At 67.4% G+C, this 17,701-nt stretch carries 18 protein-coding genes and 1 riboswitch; of the genes, 11 read left to right on the forward strand and 7 right to left on the reverse strand.

The window, feature by feature from the left end; genetic code table 11:
• Nucleotides 1–11: 11 nt before the first annotated feature.
• The gene (queD, locus tag EDF74_RS17275; RefSeq protein ID WP_019182605.1) at nucleotides 12–365 is read left to right on the forward strand and encodes a 6-carboxytetrahydropterin synthase QueD; all 354 of its coding nucleotides are present in this window, start codon (nucleotides 12–14) and stop codon (nucleotides 363–365) included.
• 203 nt (nucleotides 366–568) lie between these two features.
• A complete protein-coding gene (locus EDF74_RS17280) occupies nucleotides 569–934 on the forward strand; it encodes a phasin family protein (protein WP_123731264.1) in 366 nt (121 codons plus the stop codon).
• 93 nt (nucleotides 935–1,027) lie between these two features.
• Here the strand turns inward: EDF74_RS17280 and EDF74_RS17285 are convergent, their stop codons facing one another.
• Together EDF74_RS17285 and EDF74_RS17290 are read right to left on the reverse strand one after the other, a co-directional pair.
• Nucleotides 1,028–2,494 (reverse strand): sensor histidine kinase, encoded by a 1,467-nt coding sequence (locus EDF74_RS17285; RefSeq protein ID WP_123731265.1) that lies wholly within the window; start codon nucleotides 2,492–2,494, stop codon nucleotides 1,028–1,030.
• Nucleotides 2,491–3,213, reverse strand: coding sequence for a response regulator transcription factor (locus tag EDF74_RS17290; RefSeq protein ID WP_123731266.1), 723 nt, complete (start codon nucleotides 3,211–3,213; stop codon nucleotides 2,491–2,493). Before EDF74_RS17290 ends, EDF74_RS17285 begins: the two co-directional genes overlap by 4 nt.
• A gap of 146 nt (nucleotides 3,214–3,359) precedes the next feature.
• On the opposite strand from EDF74_RS17290, the gene msrB reads away from it, so the two are divergent.
• The 4 genes from msrB (at nucleotide 3,360) to EDF74_RS17310 (ending at nucleotide 8,002) form a co-directional block, all read left to right on the forward strand.
• Nucleotides 3,360–3,866, forward strand: coding sequence for a peptide-methionine (R)-S-oxide reductase MsrB (msrB, locus tag EDF74_RS17295; protein WP_123731267.1), 507 nt, complete (start codon nucleotides 3,360–3,362; stop codon nucleotides 3,864–3,866).
• Nucleotides 3,867–3,902: 36 nt separating this feature from the next.
• Nucleotides 3,903–5,660: a cytochrome c biogenesis protein DipZ gene (locus EDF74_RS17300; RefSeq protein ID WP_123731268.1), complete on the forward strand. Its 1,758-nt coding sequence runs from the start codon at nucleotides 3,903–3,905 to the stop codon at nucleotides 5,658–5,660.
• An 11-nt stretch (nucleotides 5,661–5,671) separates the two neighbouring features.
• Nucleotides 5,672–6,415 carry a peptide-methionine (S)-S-oxide reductase MsrA gene (gene msrA, locus EDF74_RS17305; protein ID WP_123731269.1) on the forward strand — a complete coding sequence of 248 codons (744 nt, stop codon included), beginning with the start codon at nucleotides 5,672–5,674 and terminating at the stop codon, nucleotides 6,413–6,415.
• Between the two features lie 156 nt (nucleotides 6,416–6,571).
• The gene (locus EDF74_RS17310) at nucleotides 6,572–8,002 is read left to right on the forward strand and encodes a PLP-dependent aminotransferase family protein (protein ID WP_123731270.1); all 1,431 of its coding nucleotides are present in this window, start codon (nucleotides 6,572–6,574) and stop codon (nucleotides 8,000–8,002) included.
• Nucleotides 8,003–8,005: 3 nt separating this feature from the next.
• Here the strand turns inward: EDF74_RS17310 and bioD are convergent, their stop codons facing one another.
• A complete protein-coding gene (bioD, locus tag EDF74_RS17315) occupies nucleotides 8,006–8,689 on the reverse strand; it encodes a dethiobiotin synthase (protein WP_123731271.1) in 684 nt (227 codons plus the stop codon).
• A 119-nt stretch (nucleotides 8,690–8,808) separates the two neighbouring features.
• Here bioD and EDF74_RS17320 point away from each other — a divergent pair, with 119 nt between their 5' ends.
• Both EDF74_RS17320 and EDF74_RS17325 read left to right on the forward strand, forming a co-directional pair.
• Nucleotides 8,809–9,291, forward strand: a complete 483-nt coding sequence (locus tag EDF74_RS17320) for a GAF domain-containing protein (RefSeq protein ID WP_123731272.1) — start codon at nucleotides 8,809–8,811, stop codon at nucleotides 9,289–9,291.
• On the forward strand, nucleotides 9,288–9,659 hold the full coding sequence (locus tag EDF74_RS17325) for a TfoX/Sxy family protein (RefSeq protein WP_123731273.1): 372 nt from the start codon (nucleotides 9,288–9,290) through the stop codon (nucleotides 9,657–9,659). Before EDF74_RS17320 ends, EDF74_RS17325 begins: the two co-directional genes overlap by 4 nt.
• A 37-nt stretch (nucleotides 9,660–9,696) precedes the next feature.
• Here the strand turns inward: EDF74_RS17325 and EDF74_RS17330 are convergent, their stop codons facing one another.
• Complete coding sequence (locus EDF74_RS17330) at nucleotides 9,697–10,275, reverse strand: histidine phosphatase family protein (protein ID WP_123731274.1); 579 nt, start codon at nucleotides 10,273–10,275, stop codon at nucleotides 9,697–9,699.
• Between the two features lie 152 nt (nucleotides 10,276–10,427).
• Nucleotides 10,428–10,656, forward strand: a riboswitch (cobalamin riboswitch).
• A gap of 124 nt (nucleotides 10,657–10,780) precedes the next feature.
• Between EDF74_RS17330 and btuB the strand changes: the two genes are divergently transcribed.
• Nucleotides 10,781–12,622, forward strand: coding sequence for a TonB-dependent vitamin B12 receptor (gene btuB / locus EDF74_RS17335; protein ID WP_123731275.1), 1,842 nt, complete (start codon nucleotides 10,781–10,783; stop codon nucleotides 12,620–12,622).
• Nucleotides 12,623–12,698: 76 nt separating this feature from the next.
• On the opposite strand, the gene gph is transcribed toward btuB, so the two are convergent.
• The gene (gph, locus tag EDF74_RS17340) at nucleotides 12,699–13,349 is read right to left on the reverse strand and encodes a phosphoglycolate phosphatase (protein WP_123731276.1); all 651 of its coding nucleotides are present in this window, start codon (nucleotides 13,347–13,349) and stop codon (nucleotides 12,699–12,701) included.
• An 85-nt stretch (nucleotides 13,350–13,434) separates the two neighbouring features.
• Nucleotides 13,435–14,337, reverse strand: a complete 903-nt coding sequence (locus EDF74_RS17345) for a LysR family transcriptional regulator (RefSeq protein WP_123731277.1) — start codon at nucleotides 14,335–14,337, stop codon at nucleotides 13,435–13,437.
• A 96-nt stretch (nucleotides 14,338–14,433) separates the two neighbouring features.
• Here EDF74_RS17345 and EDF74_RS17350 point away from each other — a divergent pair, with 96 nt between their 5' ends.
• Together EDF74_RS17350 and EDF74_RS17355 are read left to right on the forward strand one after the other, a co-directional pair.
• Nucleotides 14,434–15,072: an NAD(P)-dependent oxidoreductase gene (locus EDF74_RS17350; protein ID WP_123731278.1), complete on the forward strand. Its 639-nt coding sequence runs from the start codon at nucleotides 14,434–14,436 to the stop codon at nucleotides 15,070–15,072.
• Between the two features lie 51 nt (nucleotides 15,073–15,123).
• Nucleotides 15,124–16,047, forward strand: coding sequence for an MBL fold metallo-hydrolase (locus tag EDF74_RS17355; protein ID WP_123731279.1), 924 nt, complete (start codon nucleotides 15,124–15,126; stop codon nucleotides 16,045–16,047).
• Between the two features lie 440 nt (nucleotides 16,048–16,487).
• Here the strand turns inward: EDF74_RS17355 and dinB are convergent, their stop codons facing one another.
• Nucleotides 16,488–17,570 (reverse strand): DNA polymerase IV, encoded by a 1,083-nt coding sequence (gene dinB / locus EDF74_RS17360; RefSeq protein ID WP_123731280.1) that lies wholly within the window; start codon nucleotides 17,568–17,570, stop codon nucleotides 16,488–16,490.
• Nucleotides 17,571–17,701 lie beyond the last annotated feature (131 nt).

Consider the following 17,701-nt stretch of genomic DNA (forward strand, 5'->3'; position numbering starts at 1 on the left):
ACAATGCGGCCATGGAAATCTTCAAAGTCTTTACCCTCGAGGCCGCTCACCACCTCCCCAACGTGCCGCCGGGTCACAAGTGCGCGCGCCTGCACGGCCACTCCTTCCGGGTGGAACTCAAAGTGGAAGGCGAGCCCGGCGAGCAGACCGGCTGGATCATGGATTTCGGCGACGTCAAAGCCGCTTTCCAGCCGATCTACGACCGTCTGGACCACCACTACCTCAACGACATCCCCGGCCTGGAGAACCCGACCAGCGAGCGCCTGGCGATGTGGATCTGGGACGAGCTCAAGCCGGCCCTGCCCGAGCTGAGCGAGGTCACCGTGCACGAAACCTGCACCTCCGGCTGCCGCTACCGGGGCTGACCGGCGGCGCGCGAGCACCGCACGGCGCGGTAGTGCCGGCCGCTGGCCGGCTCCGCGCCAGCCACCACCGCCCGAAAGCCTGTGCAACCCCCTGATCTGTAAACAATTCATGTAAAACCGGACCCCACCCGGCAACGGAATGTTGCAATGCAATATTTTCGGCGTATGCTGCATTGCATCAACGTTCTCGAGCCGTCCTGACCATGGCGTCCGCGTTCACCGATTCCTTCAGCCACTACACCCGCCAGCTGGCCGCCACGGCCACGCGTGCCAACCGGCTCGCGCTGGAAAATGCCGAAAGCATGTTCGGGGTGCAGGTGAAGACGCTGGAGAAGAACATCACCGCTACCAGCGGGTTCTTCGGTGAAATCGTGCAGTCACAGGATGCTGGCACGCTGCAGTCGCTGCTGCCCAAAGGCGCGCAACTGGCACGTGACAACCTCGCCCGTTGGACCAGCGCCAGCCAGGAAGTGGCCGGCCTGGGGCTGAAGGCCTCCGAAGCCTTCGGCGAACTCGCCCGGCAGCCGTTCGCGGCCGCCACGCCCAGCGCAGGCAAGACGCGCGGCTGAGCCGGACAACATCGAATTTGCGTGGGTCCCTCCCCCCACGCAATCCCAGACCCGACAGAACCCTCCCTCTGTCGGGTCTTTTTTTGCGCGGTGTTACCGCGTGGCGGGCAGCGAGAACACGAACAAGGCGCCTTCCCGGCTCTCCAGCAGCCGGATGTCACGCGCGTGCAACTGCAGGATGCGATGCACGATCAACAGCCCCAGCCCGCCGCTGTCCGGTCGCTGGCTGCTCAGTGCCGGCATGGCGGTGAACAATGTGTCGCGACGCTCCGGGGCGATGCCCGGGCCACTGTCGGCGATGCTGATCTGCACCTCGCCACTGACCGCGCGCAGCGTCACCGCGATACGGCCGCCCTCGGGCGTGTGGCGGATCGCGTTGTCGAGCAGGTTGGTCAGCACCCGCTCGATCAACGCCAGATCCGCGATCACCGGCGGCAAGCCCGGCGGAATATCGGCGCTCAACGTCTGCCGGCGCGATTCGGCTGCCAGCTCGAATTTCTGGAACACGTCCTGGATCAGATCCGGCAGCGAGAACGCCTGACGGTCCAGCACGACACCGCCGTGCTCCAGCCGGGCCAGCTCGAACAGCGCCTGGGCCAGCCGGCCGACCTTGTGGCTCTGCGACAAGGCAATGGACAGGTAGCGCTGGCGTTCGTCGGCGCTGAGCGTGGCGTCCTTGAGCGCCAGCGTTTCCAGATACCCGTGCAGCGACGACAACGGCGTGCGCAGGTCGTGGGAGATGTTGGCGACCAGTTCGCGCCGCTGCAGATCCTGCTGGCGCAGCTGTTGCCACTGCTCGCCCAGGCGCTGGGCCATGTGCCCGAAGCTGTGCTGCAGGATGGCCAGCTCGTCGCGCTCGCCGGGGCGCAGCGCCGCCGGGGGCGGTGCGGCATCCGGGGTGGCGCTATCCACATCGAAGGACTGGATGCGCCGGGTCAGCTGGCGCAGCGGGCGGGTCACCCAGCGGAACGCGACCAGGCCGGCCAGCAGGCCCACCACGGCGACGATCGCCAGCGACCACAACGTGGTGCGCAGCGTACTGTTGGCCGCGATATTGGCGGCGAGCGCTTCGCGCTGCTCGCCGACCAGCACCACGTAGATGTAACCCGCCTGATGCCCCTGCACCCACAGCGGCGCCGCGTTGAACACCTTGCGGCCGGTCGCACTGCGTGGGTCATCGCCGAGAATCGGCAACGGCTCGTCGCGCAGCAGCGCCTGCACAGGCACCAGATCGACACGGCTGCGCTTGAGGTGACCGTCGGGCGCATCATGGCCAAGGATGCGGCCCTGGTCATCAAGCAGATACACCTCCACGCTCGGGTTGACCGCCATCAGCTTGCCGAACAGCGCGCGCACTTCGCCATTGCGCATGCCGCGGCCATCCATCAGCTCGCCGCTGCGCGCGATGTGCTCGGCCAGCCCGCGTGAGAGGCGCTGCACGGTTTCCTGCTCATGCACGGTGGTGCTGCGCATCTGGATCCAGACCAGTGCGCCACAGCACAGCAGCAACAGCGCGAAAAACACCGCGGACAGGCGCTGGGACAAGGTGAGGCGGATCATGTGTCTGTCCCCTCGTGGCCATCGACCAGTTTGTAGCCGCGCCCCCACACCGTCTGGATGCGTTGCGGGTTGGCCGCATCGCGCTCGATCTTGTTGCGCAGCCGGTTGATGTGGGTGTTGACGGTGTGCTCGTAGCCGTCGTGCTGGTAACCCCAGACCTGGTTGAGCAGGTCCATCCGCGAATACACCTGGTCCGGATGACGGGCGAAGAAATACAGCAGATCGAACTCGCGCGGGGTCAGTTCCAAGGGGCGGCCGTCGACCAGTGCCGTGCGTGCGACCGGGTCGATGCGCAGCCCGGCCACCCCGATCTCGCCAGCGTCGATGCGTGCGTTCTGCGCCATCGCCTCGACACGGCGCAGCAGCGCTTTCACCCGTGCCACCAGCTCCAGCATCGAGAAGGGCTTGGCCAGGTAATCGTCCGCCCCCAGCTCCAGGCCGAGAATGCGGTGCACTTCACTGGCGCGCGCACTGGTGATGATGATCGGGGTGTAGCGCGTCATCGCGCGGGCACGCTTGCAGATCTCCAGGCCGTCCACGCCGGGCAGCATCAGATCCAGCACCAGCGCGCTCCACGGCTGCGCCTCCAGCAGGGCCAGGCCCTCGTCGCCGGTGGCGGCATGGGTGACCTCATAGCCTTCATCGCGCAGGTGCATGCGCAGCAGGTTGGCGATGTGGACATCGTCTTCGACGATCAGGACGCGCTTGGCACTGCTCATCGGCTCAGGGGGCGGCAGGAGGGCATGGCGGCATTGTCGACGGATCGCGACCTGAATGTGTCACGGAAAATTTAACCCTGCGTGAGGATTCGTTGACCGGGCCGGGTGCAGCATGGCCGCATCGTCCCCGTGCCCGGAGATCGGTCATGCGCTTCACACGTCGCAAAGTGCTTGGAATGGGTGGCATGACAGCCGCCGCCGGCCTGTTTGGCCTGACCGCCTGCAGCAACCCTGCCCCGGCGGCGCCCGCCGCGCCCGCACGCCAGTTCGAGGTCATGCGCAGCGATGCGCAGTGGCGCGAACAGCTCACGCCTGCCCAGTACAGCGTGCTGCGGCGGCAGAGCACGGAGCGGCCGTTCAGCAGCCCCCTCAACAAAGAGCATCGGCGTGGCACCTTCACCTGTGCCGGCTGCGCGTTGCCATTGTTCTCCTCTTCCACCAAGTTCGACAGCGGCACCGGCTGGCCCAGCTTCTGGGCGCCGCTGCACGATGCCGTCGGCGAAGACCGCGACACAACCCTGGGCATGGTCCGTGTCGAAGCGCATTGCCGGCGCTGCGGTGGCCATCTCGGCCACGTGTTCGATGACGGCCCGCGCCCCACCGGCCTGCGCTACTGCATGAACGGCGTGGCCATGAATTTCGTCGCGGCCTGAGCGCCGCACTCCCCTGCGTCATAGAAGGACCTCTCCATGCTTCTGCTCGTGCTGGCCTACCTCGGTGGCGTGCTCACCATCCTCAGCCCTTGCATCCTGCCGGTGCTGCCGTTCGTGTTCGCCCGCTCGGACCGCCCGTTCCTGCGCAGTGGCCTGCCGCTGCTGATCGGCATGGCCTTGATGTTCGCCGTGGTCGCCAGCCTGGCGGCGGTGAGCAGCCAATGGGTGGCGCAGGCCAACCAGATCGGGCGCTGGATCGCGCTGGTGGTGATGGCGGTGTTCGCGCTGGCGCTGCTGTGGCCGGCGCTGGCCGACCGTCTGCTGTCGCCGTTCCAGCGGCTGGGCGCGCGGCTGAGCGCCTCGGCCGATGCGGCCAGTGACGCAGGGCGTGGGGGCGTTGGCACCTCGCTGCTGATCGGCATCGCCACCGGCCTGCTGTGGGCGCCGTGTGCGGGGCCGATCCTCGGACTGATCCTCACCGGCGCGGCGTTGCAGGGCGCCAGTGTCGGCACCAGCGGGCTGCTGCTGGCCTATGCACTGGGCGCGGCCACCTCACTGGCCCTGGCGATCTGGATCGGCGGGCGGGTGTTCGCCGCGCTCAAGCGCCGCCTTGGCGTGGGGGAGTGGGTGCGTCGCGGGCTCGGCATCGCCGCGTTGCTGGCGGTGGTCGCCATCGCGATGGGCTGGGATACCGGTGTGCTGACCCGACTGTCCACGGTCAGCACCGCCAAGCTGGAACAGGGCCTGCTCGACGTGCTGCCAGGGCAGCAGCCGGTTGCCGGCGCGGCGATGATGAGCACCGCCGGTGCCCCCGGGCAACCGCTGCCGGTGGAGGGCACCCTGCCCTCGCTGGCCGGTGCGACCGACTGGCTCAACAGCCCGCCATTGGATGCACCGGCGCTGCGCGGCAAGGTGGTGCTGGTCGATTTCTGGACCTACTCCTGCATCAACTGCCTGCGCGCGATGCCCTACGTGCGTGAGTGGGCCGAGCGTTATCGCGACCACGGGCTGGTGGTGATCGGCGTGCATGCGCCGGAGTTCGCCTTCGAGCGCAATCTGGCCAACGTGCAGCGGGCGGTGAAGGACCTGAAGGTCACCTACCCGGTCGCAATCGACAACGACTTCGCCATCTGGCGCGGCTTCAACAACAAGTATTGGCCGGCGCATTACTTCATCGATGCGCAGGGCCGGATCCGCGCGCATCACTTCGGCGAGGGCAACTATGCGCAGTCCGAGCAGATCATCCGCCAGCTGCTGCGCGAGGCCGGCAACACCCTGCCCGGTGACGATGCACCGGTAGCGATGACGCTGGACGGCGTGGCGCGCCAGGCCGACATGAGCAACCTCAAATCACCGGAGACCTACCTCGGCCACGCGCGTGCCGAGAACTTCGCCTCGCCCGGTGGCCAGCGCCAGGACCAGCCTGCCGACTACACCGTGCCGGCCACGCTTCAACACAACCAGTGGGCCTTGGCCGGACGCTGGACCGTGGGCAACGAAGACGCCCGGCTGCAGACACGCGGCGGCCGTATCGCCTTCCGCTTCCATGCACGTGACCTGCACCTGGTGCTGGCACCGGGCGAGGACGGCAAGCCGGTCCGGTTCCGCGTGCGCATCGACGGGCAGGCACCCGGCGCTGCGGCCGGTGGAGACATCTCCGCCGACGGCGACGGCCGCGTGGATGAAAACCGTCTGTATCAGCTGATCCGCCAGTCCGGCGCCGTGCAGGAGCGCACCTTCGAGATCGAGTTCCTCGATCCCGGCGTGCGCGCCTACGCCTTTACGTTTGGGTGAGGAGCCATCGCATGAAGATCGCAGTCGACAAACTCGTTGCAGGCGGCATCGCTGTCGCCATCGCCGCACTCACCGCCAGCGTGGTGGTGGTCGGCCTTGATAGGCCGGCACACGCTGCCGCCGCCACGACCATGGCCGTGCCTGCGCCTACCGGCAAGGCGGACCTGCGCCAACCAGGCCTGAAACGCGCCCAGGTGGTGTTCGCCGGTGGCTGCTTCTGGGGTGTGCAGGGCGTGTTCCAGCACATCAAGGGCGTGGACAACGCGCTCTCCGGCTACATCGGCGGCAGTGCGGCGAATGCCACCTACCCGCGCGTCGGCGGCGGCGGTACCGGCCATGCCGAGGCGGTGCAGGTCACCTACGATCCGGCCCAGGTCAGCTATGGCCAGCTGATGCAGGTGTTCTTCTCGGTGGCGCATGATCCGACCCAGCTCAACCGGCAGGGCCCGGACCGGGGCACGCAGTACCGCTCGGCGGTCTATGCCGACGACGCGGCGCAGCGCGATGCGACCCGCGCGTACATCGCCCAGCTGCAGCAGGCCAGGACCTACGCCGCGCCGGTGGTGACCCAGGTCGATGGTGGCAAGCCGTTCTTCGCCGCCGAGGGGTATCACCAGAACTACCTCACGCTGCATCCCGAATCGATGTACATCCGGATCAACGACCTGCCCAAGGTGGCTGCGCTGAAACAGCAGTATCCGGCCCTGTACCGCGAGCAGCCGCGCCTGGTGAGTACCACCATTTCGGCGCGCTGATCACGCGGCGAACCTGAAGAAAAGACGCACGGCACACATCGCTCTGCCGTGCGCGAGGGAAGTCATCACGGCCATGGTAGGCTGCGTCCTGAGGCGGGTACAGATGCAGATGACTGGCATCCGCACGGTTACAGATACCCGTGGACGCACAGACCGATGGCGAGCAACCTCTATCAATCCCTGGCCGATGAAATGGCCGACGCGATCCGCAGTGGACGCTTGCCGGTCGGCACCCGGCTGCCGTCGCTGCGCGGCCTGGCGACGCAGCGCAGCCTCAGCCTCAACACGGTGATCGCCGCCTATCGGCAGCTGGAGGATGCCGGGCTGGTGCTGCCGCGGCCGAAGGCCGGCTTCGTGGTCAGCCCACGTCTTCCCGAACCGACGCAGTCACTGCGGCAGGCACCCTCACCACCGACCGCACCCGCGCAGCACGCGATGATGGCGCGCGTGCTGGCCGCACAGCAGCAACCGGACATCATCGATCTGGCGTTCGCCGGCCCGCGCGGCAAGCGTTTCTATCCCGGCGCGCAGCTGGCACGCATCACCGCGCAGGTACTGCGCCGTGCCACCACCACGGTGGAGACCTATGCACGTCCCAACGGTGCGGCACGGCTGCTGACCCAGATCGTGCAGCGTGGGCCACGGCTGGGGCTGCACACCACCACGGACCGGCTGGTGCTCACGCATGGTGCGATGGAAGCCCTGCAGCTGGCGTTGCGCGTGGTGACCCAACCCGGCGATGCGGTGGCGATCGAAGCGCCCTCGTATTTCAACATCTACCCGCTGCTGCGCAGTCTGGGCCTGCGCGCGATCGAGCTGCCTACCCATCCGCGCGACGGCCTCGATCTGGACGCACTGGAAGCGCTGCTCGCCGCCGGTGGCATCGCCGCGATCATGGCCATGCCGACCGTGCACAATCCGCTCGGCGGCAGCATGCCCGTGCCGAACAAACAGCGCCTTGCCGCGCTGGTGAACCATTACCAGGTGCCGTTGATCGAAGACGCGGTCTACGCCGAACTCCAGTTCAAGGAACCGCTGGAGCCGTTGGCCAAGAGCTTTGACCGCGATGGCTGGATCATGGTCTGCAGCGGCTTCTCCAAGACGCTCGCACCGGACTACCGCATCGGCTGGCTCGACGGTGGCCGCTTCGCCGCCGATATCCAGCTGCTGAAGTTCCACTCCTCTGGTGCCGAATCACGCCTGCTCGGGGACGCGGTTGCCGCGTTCCTGGAAGCGGGCAACTACGAGCATCATCTGCGGGGGTTGCGTCGGCTCTACAGCGATCAGGTCAGCCACGTGCGTGGCCTGATCGCGCAGCACTTCCCGCCCGGCACGTCGGCCACCCAGCCGACCGGCGGGTTCCTGCTGTGGGTGGAACTGCCCGCCGCGATCGATGCCGGGGAGCTGTTCGAGCAGGCCTTGGCCGAGGGCGTGGTGTTCATGCCCGGCCAGGTCTACTCGCGCGGTGCACGCTACCGGCATTGCCTGCGCCTGTCGTGCTGCCAGGAGCTGGACGAGCGCTTCGCCGGCGCGATTGCCACGCTCGGCCGGCTGGCCAGCGCGCTGCAGACGCGCGCAGGCAGCTGACGCTCAGAACACCAGCCGGTCCGCCAGGCGGGCCGGGTCCGCACCCGGCGCATACGGCAGGCGCCCCCAGCACGGCATCGGCAGCCGCGCGGTGAGCAGTGCGACGTTCTCGTCGCGGCGTGCCATGGCGGGGTCCACCTCATTGGCGATCCAGCCGATGCAGCGCGCGCCACGGGCCGCAATCGCCTCGGCAGTCAGCCGCGCATGGTTGAGGCAGCCCAGCCGCAGCCCGACCACCATCACCACCGGCAGCGCCAGCGCGTCCACGAGATCACTCTGGTCCAGCGTGGCCGACAGCGGCGCCAGCCAGCCGCCGACGCCCTCGACCACCACCGTGTCCGCGCTGGCGCGCAGGCGCTCGAAGGCGGCCTCGATCGGCGCCAGCGACAGTTGCACGCCAGCCTCTGCCGCGGCGATCTCCGGGGCCAGTGGCTGCTCGAGCGCGAACGGGTTGAGGTCGTCATACGCGGGCATCGGCATGCTGGCGGCCAGCAGGGCCGTGGCATCCTCGTTGCGCAGGCCTTCGGGCGTGCGCTCGCAGCCACTGGCGACCGGCTTCATGCCCACTGCGGTGCCGCCGTGGCGGCGCAGGGCATGCAGCAGCACACAGCTGCTGAAGGTCTTGCCGATGCCGGTATCGGTGCCGGTGACGAACAGGGCGGCAGGGCGCGGCGCAGGCAGGGACATGGGAACGACCGGGAGCGGAATCGCGTCATTATCCGCCCTCCCGGCAGCGCTGCGGTGCGGTCCGCTGCGTTCCGCCAGCCCCGGGGGCAACCAACCGCCGCGCTTGGTAGACTGCGGCCATGTTCGATACCTCCACGCTCACCGGCAGCAAGCCGGAACAGTACGGCCAGCTGCTGGCCCAGGCCCGCGCTCTGGTGCACGGCGAGCGCGACCGCATCGCCAATGCGGCCAACCTGTCGGCGCTGGTCTACCACGCCCTGCCGCACCTGAACTGGGTCGGCTTCTACTTCTTCGATGGCAAGGAGCTCGTCGTTGGCCCGTTCCAGGGTCTGCCCGCCTGCGTGCGCATCCCGCTCGACAAGGGCGTGTGTGGCGCCGCGGCGTCGCAGCGGCTGACCCAGCGCATCGAAGACGTCGATGCGTTCCCGGGTCACATCGCCTGCGACTCAGCCTCGCGCTCGGAACTGGTCGTGCCGCTGGTCCACAACGGCGACCTGGTCGGCGTGTTCGATCTGGACAGCCCTTCGCTGTCGCGCTTCGATGCCGAGGACCAGGCCGGGCTGGAAGCGATCGCCGCCGTGTTCGTCGAGGCATTGGGATGAGTGGCGTCAAGCTGCGCAACATCGGCCCGAAGAGCGCAGCATGGCTGCGCCAGGTCGGTCTGCGTACGCCGGAAGATCTGGTGGCGGTCGGCGCGGTCGGTGCCTTCGTCAAAGTGCGCCGCGCCGGCTTCAAGCCCAGCTTGAACCTGCTCTACTCGCTGGAAGGTGCACTGCAGGATTGCCACTGGCAGGAACTGCCGGAAGCGCGCCGCACCGTGCTGGTGGCGGAGTACGAAGCGATCATCGCCGACCAGCCGCTGAAGAAGGCGCCGCCTGCCTCCGGTCCGGTCTACGACCGCACCGTGGAGCATCGCGATGATGACGGCGAGGAAGCGCCGCCGTTCGAGATGGACGACGACAACCGCTGATCCACGGGTACCGACACACCGTCGCTACCCGTGCGCTTCATACCTGCTGCAGCTCCAGCAGTTCGCCCCACAGCCGGTCGTCCTCGCGCTCCACGCGCAGGCGCAGCCGCGTGCCGTGATCGATGCGCAGCGCCCAGCACATCGCCATCGGCAGGCCGCACACCTGCGACAGCACCATCCGCAGCGGTCCGCCGTGGCTGACGATCAAGGTCGGGACCGGCTCGGGTTCATCCAGCAACCGATGCAGACCGCGCGCGATGCGGCGTTCGAAGTGGCCCCAGCTTTCGCCATGCGGCGGTGGATTGGCATGCGGGTCCAGATGGAAGGCGGACAGCGCATCCATCGGCAGCGCCTCCAGCGCGAGCCCGTCCCAGTCGCCGAAATCGAGTTCTTCCCATTCCTCATCGGCCTCCACGTCCACCGCGTGGGGCAAGGCCAATGCCTCGGCGGTCAACAGTGCTCGCTGCCGTGGCGAGGACAGCACACGCTGCCAGGGCAGCCCGGCATAACGCGCGCACAGGGCGTCGGTCGCGCCCTCGTGCAGCGCTGGATCGGTGCGGCCATCAAGATGATCGTCGCGGCCGGTGCTGGCGTGGCGGATCAGATCGAGGATCATGCCGCGCCCCGTCTGCTGCCCGCTGCGGCCGGCCGGTGCGGGTCACGGGCGTCGGTGCCGGGGTGCTGCAACCACGTTGGGGTCATGGAGATCACATCGAAAAAGCGAGGCGCATTCTAACCGGTGCGCTCCATGGGCCCGGCCGATGGCTTAGACTGCGCCCACTTTCAGGTGACCTGGGGCTGCAATGCCGCCAGGTTGAAACGGGAAGCCGGTGACGCGTCAGGCCCTGTGCCACGCCACTCCGGCGCTGCCCCCGCAACGGTAAGCGTGGAAACACCAGGCAACACGCCACTGTGCTCCGGCATGGGAAGGCGCCTGGCACGATGGCACCGCCATCGACGCGCGAGCCCGGAGACCGGCCTGGAGGACGACTGGTTGCGATGCGGCGGGCATGGCGGCGGCAAGCAGGCGCCTGCGTGCGTCCGCCCACCGTCGAACACCCCTGCAGCGTGATCATCCCCACCCCTTGCCGCGCGGGCGTGCGCGGTGCATGGAGTCATCGATGAAGCTGCAAACCCGCGTTCTTTCCCTGGCCGTGCTGTCGGCCCTACCCCTGCTGGCCTCCGCACAGGACGACGCCACCGCGCTGGACCAGGTGCTGGTCACCGCCACGCGCACCCCGATCGCCCTGCAGGACAGCATCTCACCGGCGCAGGTGATCGACCGCGCCGAGATCGAGCGCAGCCAGGCACCGTCGCTGCAGGATCTGCTGCGCGGCCGTGCCGGCATCAACCTCAACAACAGCGGCGGCCTGGGCAAGCAGAGCTCGCTGTTCCTGCGTGGCACCAACTCGGCCCACACCCTGGTGCTGGTCGATGGCGTGCGCATCAACACCGGCGACCTCGGCCTGGCCATGATCCAGGACCTGCCGCTGGCGCAGATCGAACGCATCGAGATCGTGCGTGGCCCGCAGTCCAGCCTGTACGGCGCCGATGCGATCGGTGGCGTGATCCAGATCTTCACCCGCCGCAACGCCGGCCAGTTCGCGCCGCACCTGCAGCTTGGTGGCGGCAGCAATGGTCTGCGCGAGGCCAGCGGTGGCTTCGGCGGCAGCGGGGAGCGTGGCTGGTTCGGCACCGACATCGCCTACCAGCACACCGATGGCATCAACGCCTGCCGCGGCGACGCCGCTACCTTCGCTGGCTGCGGTGCCGATGAGCCCGACCGCGACGGCTACCGCAACCTGTCGATGAGCCTGCGCGGCGGCTATGCGCTGACCGACACGCTGAGCCTGGAAGGCACCGCGCTGCGTGCCGAAGGCGAGAACCACTACGACGGCTACTACAACTACTCCGAGACCCTGCAGCAGGTGCTCGGCAGCAAGTTGCGCTACACGCCGAGTGAGCGCTTCAACCTGACCGTGAACGTCGGCCGCGCTGACAACGAATCGGACAACTACAACGGTGATACCTGGCTGGGCAACGCGCAGACCCACCGCGACAGCGCTTCGGTACAGGCCGACATCGGCATCGCTGACGGCCAGCTGCTGAGCGCCGGCGTGGACTGGAGCCAGGACAACCTGGACGGCAGCAGCGCCGGCTACCTGGTCGACAGCCGCGACAACACCGGTGTGTTCGTGCAGTACCAGGGCCGCTTCGGCGCGCACCACCTGCAGGCCAGCGTGCGCAACGACGACAACGAGCAGTTCGGCAACCACACCACCGGCAGCCTCGGCTGGGGTCTGGAGCTGGGCAGCGGCTTCCGCCTCAACGCCAGCTACGGCACCGCGTTCAAGGCCCCGACCTTCAGCGACCTTTACGACCCGTGGAGCGGCGTGCCGACCCTGGATCCGGAGACATCCAAGAGCGCGAACATCGGCATCGCCCAGCAGGGTGATGGCTGGCGCTGGGGCCTGGACGTATACGAAACGCGCATCGATGACCTGATCACCTACGACGCGACCACCTTCATGATGTCGCAGGTCGAGAAGGCCCGCATCCGCGGTGCCGAACTGACCGGTGCGATCACCGTCGCCGGATTCGACCTCAACGCACAACTCAGCCACACCGACCCGCGCAACCGCACCGACGGCAGCGCGCAGTTCGACAACTGGCTGGCCCGCCGCGCACAGAACACCGCGCGTCTGGACGTCGATCGCCGTTTCGGTGACTTCCGCGCCGGCCTCACCGCCAACGGCGCCGGCAAGCGGTACGACAATGCGGCCAACACCGTGCGCCTGGGCGGCTACGGCACCGTGGATCTGCGCCTGGAATACGCGCTGACCCGTGATTGGTCCGTACTGGGCCGGGTCAGCAACGTGTTCGACCGCGACTACGAAACCGTCGCCTGGTACAACCAGCCCGGCCGCGAGTACCGCCTGAGCGTGCGTTACCAGCCGAAGTAAGGGATCTGGACGGCGGCACTGCCGCCGTCCAACCTCCGGTAGGTGCCGACCGTTGGTCGGCACACGCTCGAACGCCTCACAACACCAGTAATTCCCGCAGATCATCCACCACGGCAACCGCCTGGACGTTGTCCAGATCCAGACCACGCGGATACCCATAGCGCACCAGCGCCACCGGCATGCCTGCATCCACCGCAGCGCGGTAATCGGTGATCGAATCACCCACCATCAACGCTGCCTCGACAGCCACGTCGAAGTGCGCCGCGATATGCCGCAACGGCGCACCATTCGGCTTGCGCTCCGGCAGGGAATCCCCGCCCAGCACCAGTGCGAACACATCCTGCAGACCGAAATGCTGCAGCAACGGCGCCACCAGCGCGGACGGCTTATTGGTGCAGATCGCCAGCGTCACCGAACGTTCGCGCAAGGCGGCCAACGTCTCGGTCACGCCATCAAACAGGCGCGGGCTGCGCAACAGGCACGCCTCGTAGTGCCGCATGAAACCGGGCATCACCTCGTCCAGATCGATATCGCTGCCGGCCGCGGTAAACGCCTGCTCGACCAGCCGCCGCACGCCATCACCGATCCACGTCAACACCGTCGCCTCCGGCACGCGCGGCAACTGCCAGTCCTGCAGCGTGCGGTTGAGCGCTTCGGCGATATCAGCCGCGCTGTCCACCAGCGTGCCATCCAGATCGAACACCACCAACGGATACGGATACGACAAGACGACACTCACTTCAACGACGTGGGAGCCCCATTGTACGGCGGCACCGCCACGGCTCTGCTCATGCGCCGTTGACCCCAGGCACTCAGAGCAACGCCAGAAACTGCGGGCTGCTGAAACGCTCGACCAGGAAATCCAGGAAGCTGCGCATGATCGTCGGCAGCTGCCGGCGCGAGGCGTACACGGCGTGCAGCCCCAGCGTCTCCACCGTGTAGTCGGGCAGCACGGCCACCAGCTCGCCCGAACGCAGCAGCGGCGCGATCTGGTACATCGGCAACATGGCGATACCCGCTCCGGCGCGTACGGCTTCCAGCAGCAACGATGCTTCATTGGCGCTGATGTTGCCGCCCACCGCCACCGCGATCTGTCGCCCGTCGCGCTGCAGGTGCCACACGCTCTTGCCCACGTAGTGGTGGGTCAGGCAGTTATGCGCGGCCAATGCATCGGCCGAGCCCGGTGCACCGCGCTCGGCCACGTACGACGGCGCCGCACACAACACCGACCGGCACGGCCCAAGATGGCGCGCGATCAGACTCGGGTCGATTGCGCGCGAGATGCGTACGGCGATGTCCACCCGCTCTTCCACCAGATTCACCACCCGGTCGACGAGTAGCAGTTCCACCCGCGTCAGCGGATGGCGTTTGACGAACTCGGCCACCGCCGCGGCCAGGTGGAGCTGCCCGAAAGAAACACTCGCGGTCACCCGGATCAGCCCGTGTGGCTCGGGGTTGTCAGTGGCCAGCTCAGCGTGCAGTTCATCGCCGATCGCCAGCATCTGCCGGAAGCGAAGCAGCGCCGCTTCTCCCGGCCCCGTCAGGCTGATCCGGCGCGTGGTCCGGTGCAGCAGACGCGCGCCCAGCCAGCGCTCCACCTCGGCCAGATAGCGCGTCACCATCGCCCGCGACATCTCCAGCGCCTCGGCCGCAGCGGTCAGGCTGCCACGCTCGGCTACCTCGACGAACACGTTCATGGCAGTCATCCGGTCCATTTGATCGATCCGTGCAACAAATTAGGCCGTTATACGCGGTTTTTCGTTCGATTCCAGAGGCATACGCTGGCCTTCCTTCCTCAACGGACCTCCCCCATGAAAATCGCTCTCGTTGGTGCCACCGGCAACATCGGCCGTGAAATCACCCGCCAGGCCCTCGCCCGCGGCCATCAGGTCACCGCCATCGTCCGCCGTGAGACCGACCTCCCGGCGGAACTGGACGGCGCCCAGCTGGCCGTGGCCGCGCTGGATGACACCGACGCGCTGGCCGCCGTGATCGCCGGCCATGACGTCCTGGCCAGCGCCTTCGGCCCGCGCCCGGGCGATGAACCCGCCACGGTGACCACCACCAGTGCCGCCCTGGTCGCCGCGGCGCGCCAGGCCGGCGTGCCCCGCTTCATCATGGTCGGTGGCGCCGGCAGCCTGGAAGTCGCCCCCGGTGTGCAGCTGGTGGACACCGAGGGCTTCCCGGATGCCTACAAGCCGGTCGCCCTGGCCGCCCGCGAGACGCTGAAGCAGCTGCGCGCCGTAGACGACCTCGACTGGACGTTCTACTCCCCGGCCGCCGAAATCGGCCCCGGCCCGCAGCGCGGCGGCTTCCGCACCCAAGCGAAGAACTTCCTGGTCGGCGATGACGGCCACAGCCGGATCAGCTACCCCGACTACGCCGACGCCTTCGTCAGCGAAATCGAAACCCCGCAATACCTGCGCCAGATCGCCACCGTCGCGTACTGAGCCCTGCCCGCCCCGGCGATCCCCGCCGGGGCACTGGATGGAACCGCCCCCATGCCCACGCTCTCCCGCACCACCCTGGCCCTCAGCCTCGCCCTGATCACCGGCCTCACCGCCCTCACCCCAGCCACCAGCCATGCCCGCCCCGCCGCGAACGCGCCCGCGCAGGCCGCTCCCCTCGCGGTGCAGCCGTACCACCCCGGCGACGACGCCCTGTTCGCGGTCTCCTCGACCCTGATCACCGGCCGTCACGACGCCATCCTCGTGGATGCCCAGTTCGCCGCCACCGATGCCGCGCAGCTGGTCCAACGCATCCGTGACTCAGGCAAACGCCTGACCACGATCTACATCAGCCACGGCGACCCCGACTACTACTTCGGCCTGGCCACCCTGCAGGACGCCTTCCCCGACGCCCGCATCCTCGCCACGCCCGCTACCGTCGCCCACATCAACGCCACCCAGGCCGCCAAACTCGCGTTCTGGGGCCCCCAGATGGGCGCAGGCAAGCCGAGCCGCATCGTCATCCCCGCCCCACTGGACGGCGACACCCTTACCCTCGAAGGCCAACCGATCAAGATCATCGGCCTCACCGGCCCCACCCCGGACCGCACCGTCCTGTGGATCCCCTCCCAGCGCACCCTCCTCGGCGGCATCCCCATCGTCGCCGGCGAACACGTATGGATGGCCGACACCCAAAGCGCGCAATCACACGCGCACTGGCTGCAGACCCTCGCCACCATCAAGGCCCTGAACCCCACCCGCGTCATCCCCGGCCACTACGCAGCCGATGCCGCCCTGGACATCAGCGCCGTGGATTTCACCGCCAACTACATCCGCGCGTTCGACGAAGAAACCGCACACAGCAACGATGCCAACGCACTGATCGCCGCAATGAAAAAGCGCTATCCAAACCTGGCTGGCGAGAGCTCACTGGAACTGAGCGCGAAAATAGCCAAGGGTGAAATGCAGTGGCCGTAATCGCGCGAAAGTAACAGGCTGGGCGGCGCGAAGGTGGCACGATCACCACGCGTAAGTGAGACCTGAGCGGTCGATCCAGATGCAAGTCCAACCAGCACGAAACGACCGCAACTGTCGGCCGCAACGTCGCCAAGAACAGTCGAGTGACTGCAGCAATACAGTCCTAGCGGACAACGTCTTCAGTGGACCCAGAAAAGTGCAACGCACCTATCCATGCGCACCGGCCAAGTGTCGGAGGGACGGCGCGGGTGGGGTATCGGGACCGTGTGTTGCCATGGATGGCAACACACGAGCTTACAGGGACGTACTTGCAGCGGGTCCCGATACCTCACCCGCGTCGTCCCAAACCCTCATCACCCGAACACCAGCGCATCCGTCGTTGACGTTGGCGTTGGGGTCAACGCTGATATCGATCTTGAAAAAAGCCAAAAAACGACCAACTACACATCACCAAGATGATCAAACAACCCCGGCTGGCGTACCACCTCCCGCTCGCGGAATCCCCCCAACCCCACCCCCACCAACCGATACCGCGTCTCCAACGGCAACTCCACCCGCGCCCGCAACCCCAACGCAATATCGCGCAGCTCCTCCACCGAATCCGGCGGCGACTCCGGCGTAAAACTGCGCGTAATGATCCGGAACTGCGACGTCTTCAACTTCAACACCACCGTATGCCCCACCCGGTCCGTCTTGCGCGTCGCCAGCCACGTCTTCTCCGCCAACTGCACGATCGCCGGCGCCAGATCCTCCAACAACAGATCCTCCGCGAACGTATCCTCCGACGAAATCGACTGCACCGGCTGATCCGGCTCCACCGGCCGCTCATCCACACCGCGCGCACGATTGAACAACCGCCCCCCGAACGTCCCGAACCGCGCCTCCAGTTCCTCCAGCGGCAGCGCACGCAGATCACCCACCGTCGCCACGCCCAGCTCGGCCAGCTTCGCTGCCATCACCTTGCCCACGCCCGGCACACGGTTCACCGGCAACGGCGTCAGGAACTGCTCGATGCGATGCGGCGGCACCACGAACTGCCCATCGGGCTTGCGCCAATCCGAGGCGATCTTGGCCAGGAACTTGTTCGGCGCGATCCCCGCCGAGGCGGTCAACTGCGTCTCTTCGCGGATCTGCGCGCGGATGATCTGCGCGATCTCCGTCGCCACCGTCATCCCGCCCTTGTGCTCGGTCACATCCAGATACGCCTCGTCCAACGACAACGGTTCCACCAGATCCGTATGCCGCAGGAATATCTCGCGCACCTGGCGTGACACCGCCTTGTAGCGGGCGAAATCCGGCGGCACGAATACCGCATCCGGACACAACCGCTCCGCGCGCAGCGCCGGCATCGCCGAACGCACCCCGAACACCCGCGCCTCGTACGAGGCCGCGCAGACCACCGAGCGCATCCCACGCCACGCCACCACCACCGGTTTGCCCCGCAAAGAAGGGTCGTCACGCTGCTCCACGGACGCGTAAAACGCATCCATGTCGACGTGAATGATCTTGCGGGGGCGGGACACGGGCGTTGGCACTCGAATTCAGATGAACAAGATTACAGCCACACGCCGCAGTATGGTTGTTGGATAACAACAACATGCGTTTTTGAACCTGAAAACACTACGGCGGCGTACGGTTAAAACGTTTGATTGAA

This window comes from Stenotrophomonas rhizophila, assembly GCF_003751305.1.
Classification (GTDB): domain Bacteria; phylum Pseudomonadota; class Gammaproteobacteria; order Xanthomonadales; family Xanthomonadaceae; genus Stenotrophomonas; species Stenotrophomonas rhizophila_B.

Bases quoted from the DNA above. Each gene is read 5' to 3' on its own strand.
- queD (WP_019182605.1), top strand. From the start codon at position 12: ATGGAAATCTTCAAAGTCTTTACCCTCGAGGCCGCTCACCACCTCCCC.
- EDF74_RS17280 (WP_123731264.1), top strand. From the start codon at position 569: ATGGCGTCCGCGTTCACCGATTCCTTCAGCCACTACACCCGCCAGCTG.
- EDF74_RS17285 (WP_123731265.1), bottom strand. From the start codon at position 2,494: ATGATCCGCCTCACCTTGTCCCAGCGCCTGTCCGCGGTGTTTTTCGCG.
- EDF74_RS17290 (WP_123731266.1), bottom strand. From the start codon at position 3,213: ATGAGCAGTGCCAAGCGCGTCCTGATCGTCGAAGACGATGTCCACATC.
- msrB (WP_123731267.1), top strand. From the start codon at position 3,360: ATGCGCTTCACACGTCGCAAAGTGCTTGGAATGGGTGGCATGACAGCC.
- EDF74_RS17300 (WP_123731268.1), top strand. From the start codon at position 3,903: ATGCTTCTGCTCGTGCTGGCCTACCTCGGTGGCGTGCTCACCATCCTC.
- msrA (WP_123731269.1), top strand. From the start codon at position 5,672: ATGAAGATCGCAGTCGACAAACTCGTTGCAGGCGGCATCGCTGTCGCC.
- EDF74_RS17310 (WP_123731270.1), top strand. From the start codon at position 6,572: ATGGCGAGCAACCTCTATCAATCCCTGGCCGATGAAATGGCCGACGCG.
- bioD (WP_123731271.1), bottom strand. From the start codon at position 8,689: ATGTCCCTGCCTGCGCCGCGCCCTGCCGCCCTGTTCGTCACCGGCACC.
- EDF74_RS17320 (WP_123731272.1), top strand. From the start codon at position 8,809: ATGTTCGATACCTCCACGCTCACCGGCAGCAAGCCGGAACAGTACGGC.
- EDF74_RS17325 (WP_123731273.1), top strand. From the start codon at position 9,288: ATGAGTGGCGTCAAGCTGCGCAACATCGGCCCGAAGAGCGCAGCATGG.
- EDF74_RS17330 (WP_123731274.1), bottom strand. From the start codon at position 10,275: ATGATCCTCGATCTGATCCGCCACGCCAGCACCGGCCGCGACGATCAT.
- btuB (WP_123731275.1), top strand. From the start codon at position 10,781: ATGAAGCTGCAAACCCGCGTTCTTTCCCTGGCCGTGCTGTCGGCCCTA.
- EDF74_RS17345 (WP_123731277.1), bottom strand. From the start codon at position 14,337: ATGGACCGGATGACTGCCATGAACGTGTTCGTCGAGGTAGCCGAGCGT.
- EDF74_RS17350 (WP_123731278.1), top strand. From the start codon at position 14,434: ATGAAAATCGCTCTCGTTGGTGCCACCGGCAACATCGGCCGTGAAATC.
- EDF74_RS17355 (WP_123731279.1), top strand. From the start codon at position 15,124: ATGCCCACGCTCTCCCGCACCACCCTGGCCCTCAGCCTCGCCCTGATC.